5 protein-coding genes are annotated in these 3,755 nt (G+C 64.9%); 3 read left to right on the forward strand and 2 right to left on the reverse strand.

Going from position 1 to position 3,755, the window contains the following annotated elements:
* Positions 1 to 487, forward strand: a 487-nt coding sequence (locus JNN06_RS05430; protein WP_291238578.1) for an ATP-binding cassette domain-containing protein, incomplete at its 5' end; no start/stop codon positions are given.
* Positions 474 to 1,163 (forward strand): ABC transporter ATP-binding protein, encoded by a 690-nt coding sequence (locus JNN06_RS05435; protein ID WP_291238579.1) that lies wholly within the window; start codon positions 474 to 476, stop codon positions 1,161 to 1,163. The genes JNN06_RS05430 and JNN06_RS05435, both read left to right, overlap by 14 nt.
* Positions 1,164 to 1,209: 46 nt before the next feature.
* Here the strand turns inward: JNN06_RS05435 and dapD are convergent, their stop codons facing one another.
* On the reverse strand, positions 1,210 to 2,034 hold the full coding sequence (gene dapD / locus JNN06_RS05440; protein WP_291238580.1) for a 2,3,4,5-tetrahydropyridine-2,6-dicarboxylate N-succinyltransferase: 825 nt from the start codon (positions 2,032 to 2,034) through the stop codon (positions 1,210 to 1,212).
* Between the two features lie 82 nt (positions 2,035 to 2,116).
* Here dapD and JNN06_RS05445 point away from each other — a divergent pair, with 82 nt between their 5' ends.
* Positions 2,117 to 2,941, forward strand: coding sequence for an LOG family protein (locus tag JNN06_RS05445; RefSeq protein ID WP_291238581.1), 825 nt, complete (start codon positions 2,117 to 2,119; stop codon positions 2,939 to 2,941).
* On the opposite strand, the gene JNN06_RS05450 is transcribed toward JNN06_RS05445, so the two are convergent.
* Positions 2,926 to 3,755: crosslink repair DNA glycosylase YcaQ family protein (locus JNN06_RS05450; protein WP_291238582.1), on the reverse strand; the 830-nt coding region annotated here is incomplete at its 5' end. The genes JNN06_RS05445 and JNN06_RS05450 overlap by 16 nt on opposite strands.

Consider the following 3,755-nt stretch of genomic DNA (forward strand, 5'->3'; position numbering starts at 1 on the left):
CGCGCGCGGCATCGCCTATACGTTTCAGATCACCTCGATCTATGCCGGGCTTTCGGTCTTTGACAATCTGGCGCTGGCCGTGCAACGCAGCCGCCCGCGCGACCTGCGCCAAGCGGTGCAGGCGGCGGCGGATCGCGTGGGCCTAGGGGGCCATTTGCAAGCCGAGGCCGGGCAGCTGTCCTATGGCCATCAGCGCCTGCTGGAGCTGGGCATGGGGCTGGCCTTGCAGCCAAAGCTCTTGATCCTCGATGAGCCGACACAGGGCCTTGCGGCAGGGGAGATAGCCGATTTCATCAGCCTGATCCGTGGCTTGCAAGACACCACCGTCTTGCTGATCGAGCATAATATGGAGGTGGTCATGGCTTTGGCGCAGCGGATCACCGTGCTGAACATGGGTCAGGTGCTGGCCTCGGGCAGCCCCGAGGAGATCCGCGCCAATGCCGCCGTGCAGGCCGCTTATCTGGGGGCAGACCATGTTGCGGATTGAAGGCCTGACCGCCGGATATGGCGCGGTGACCGTGCTGCGCGAGGTGAACCTGATCGCTGAGCCGGGGCGCGTCACCTGCGTGATGGGCCGCAATGGCGCGGGCAAAACCAGCTTGCTGCGCAGCATCATGGGGCAGACCACGCAGCTTTCGGGCAGCATTTTCCTGAACCAGACGCCGCTGCATCGCCTGCCCGCGCATGAGGTGCCGGGCCATGGCCTCGGCTATGTGCCGCAGGGCCGACGCTTGTTCGGGCCGCTGACCGTGGCCGAAAACCTGCAAGTCGGCCTGATGACGCGCGGCAAATCCGCCGCCACGCTGGAGCGCGTGCTGACACTGTTTCCCCGCTTGCGCGAACGGCTGAACCAGCAAGCCGGAACCCTTTCGGGGGGCGAACAGCAGATGCTGGCTTTGGCCCGCGCGCTGTGCCTTGAACCTGCGGTGCTGCTGCTGGACGAACCGACCGAGGGGCTGCAACCCTCGATGATCCAGCTGATCCGCGACAGTGTGACGACCCTGAAAGCCGAAGGCGTTGCCATCATTCTGGTGGAGCAACGGGTAGAGGCAGTGCTGTCGATTGCCGATACCATCGCCTTCATGGCGCAGGGTCAGATCGTCGAAACCCTGCCCGCCCAAGGCATCGGCCCCGAGCCATTCCAAAGGCATATCGGAATATAAAACGGGCGTTCACATTCAATGTAAACGCCCGTTCTGTTAACACAGATTAATCGCGCAGCAATTCATTGATCGAGGTTTTCGACCGGGTCTGCGCATCCACCTTTTTCACGATCACCGCGCAATAAAGGTTGATCCCGTTCTTCGACGGCATCGACCCGGCCACCACAACCGACCCCGCCGGAACCTCGCCATAGGTCACGGCGCCGGTCTCGCGATCCACGATCTTGGTGGATTTGCCGATGAACACGCCCATGCCCAGAACCGAGCCTTCGCGCACGATGCAGCCTTCCACCACCTCGGAGCGCGCGCCGATAAAGCAGTTATCCTCGATGATGGTCGGGCCTGCCTGCATCGGCTCCAGCACGCCGCCGATGCCGACGCCGCCCGACAGATGCACGTTCTTGCCGATCTGCGCGCAGGAGCCGACGGTGGCCCAGGTATCGACCATGCTGCCCTCATCGACATAGGCGCCAAGGTTCACGAAGCTGGGCATCAGCACCACGCCCTTGGCGATGAAGGCCGATTTGCGTACGATGCAATTCGGCACGGCGCGGAAGCCGGCCGCGCGGAACTCGCCCTCGCCCCAGCCTGCAAACTTGCTGTCAACCTTGTCCCACCAGCTCGACCCCTGCGGGCCGCCGGATTGCAGCTCCATATCCTTCAGGCGGAAGCCCAGCAGCACCGCCTTCTTGGCCCATTGGTTCACATGCCAATCGGCACCGCGCTTTTCCGCCACGCGCAAGCTGCCTGCGCCAAGCGCCTCCAGCGTGGCCTCGATGGCATCGCGGGTCTCGCCCTTGGTGGCCGGGGTGATGGAGTCGCGCGCTTCCCACGCGGCTTCGATGGCGGTTTCCAAGGCGGCGTTGGACATGGGCGTTCCCTTCCCTATGGCGATCAATCGGGCAAAGCTATAGACGTGGCGGCAGGCCCGCGCAACGCCGACAGGAGGACCGATGACCGACGACACCCGCAGCCACCCGTTCCGCGACAGTGTGCAGGATGTGGCCGCCACCCATCGCATCCCCGACACGCCGCAAACCCGGGCGCCCGCCTATCGGCTGGCCTTCACCGATACCGATTTCCTGATGCGCGAGGAATTGCGCCCGGTGCGCCTGCAACTGGAGCTGCTGAAGCCCCAGATGATTCTGGATGAGCGCGGCATCAAATCGACCATCGTGCTGTTTGGCGGTGCGCGCATTCCGCGCCCGGAACATGCCGAAACCGCGCGCACGCCGGTGCTGGGCGCATTGTCCAAGTATTACGAAGAGGCCCGCCGTTTCGCCCGGATGATGACCGAGCGCAGCGTGGAAAGCTATGGCCGCGAGGATGTGATCGTCACCGGCGGTGGCCCCGGCGTGATGGAGGCCGGAAACCTGGGCGCGCATGAGGCGGGCGGGCAATCCATCGGTTTGAACATCGTGCTGCCGCATGAACAGGCGCCGAACGCCTATGTCACGCCCGACCTGTCGTTCAACTTCCACTATTTCGCCATCCGCAAGATGCATTTCCTGATGCGCGCCAAGGCGATCTGCATTTTCCCCGGTGGCTTTGGCACGCTGGACGAGATGTTTGAAAGCCTGACGCTGATCCAGACCAAGCGGATGAAGCCGGTGCCCTTCCTGCTGTTCGGCCGCAGCTTCTGGGAGCGGGTGCTGAACTGGGAGGCCCTGGCCGAGGCAGGCACGATCAGCCCGGAAGACCTTGATCTGTTTCAATATGTTGAAACCGCCGAAGAGGCGATGGCCGCGATTGACGGCTTCGCTCAGCCCTGCACGTGAAGGGTTTCGCGCTGCCAGTCGGGCGCGAATTCCACCTCTGACACCCCGGCAAAGCGGGCGAGGCGGGCCAGTTCCGCCTCCAGCTTGGCCCGGCGGGCGGCGGTCAGACGCAGGCCTGCCTCGGGCCAGAAAGCCCGCACCCGCAGCCGATCTGCATCGCGAAACGCCTTGGCGTCGATGCGGCCGATCAGGCGGTCACCCTCCAGCACTGGAAAGACGTAATAGCCGTATTTGCGCTGCGCCTCCGGCACGAAAACCTCGATCCGGTAGTGAAAGCCGAACAGGCGCTCGGCGCGCTTGCGGTCGCGCAGCGCCGGATCGAATGGGGAAAGGATGCGCAGGCGCGGGGTGACCTGAGGCTGTTCGGTCAGCGTTTCGGGGCGGCACAGATGCTTGCGCAAGCTGCCATCGGCCCCGGTCACCATAACCTCCACCACCTCGCCCCGGCGCAGCGCGGCCTCGGCCCAGGCACGCGCCTCTTCGGGCGTCACGGCGGCCCAATAGGCGGCAATTTCGCCCGGCGTGGCAAAGCCCAGCCGATCCAGCGCCGCCGCACAGAGCGCCTCGCGGCTTTCGTCCTCCGAAGGCTCGGCCAGCCGGACCGGGGCCGGAATCACCCGCTCTGTCAGGTCATAGACCTTGCGGAACCCCTCGCGCCGGGTGACCGACAGGGCACCCGCCCGCCACAGGAACTCCAGCGCGGCCTTGGAGGGATGCCAATCCCACCAGCCGCCCTTGCCGCGCGCCTCGCCCTCTCCCACCTCGGCGGAGGTTACCGGGCCATGATCGGCAACCCTTTGCAGAACCTCGTCAA

This window comes from Gemmobacter sp. (assembly GCF_016792925.1).
GTDB lineage: Bacteria > Pseudomonadota > Alphaproteobacteria > Rhodobacterales > Rhodobacteraceae > Gemmobacter.

Excerpts from the sequence above, each read along its gene's own strand:
- JNN06_RS05435 (WP_291238579.1), top strand. The coding sequence starts at position 474 with ATGTTGCGGATTGAAGGCCTGACCGCCGGATATGGCGCGGTGACCGTG.
- dapD (WP_291238580.1), bottom strand. The coding sequence starts at position 2,034 with ATGTCCAACGCCGCCTTGGAAACCGCCATCGAAGCCGCGTGGGAAGCG.
- JNN06_RS05445 (WP_291238581.1), top strand. The coding sequence starts at position 2,117 with ATGACCGACGACACCCGCAGCCACCCGTTCCGCGACAGTGTGCAGGAT.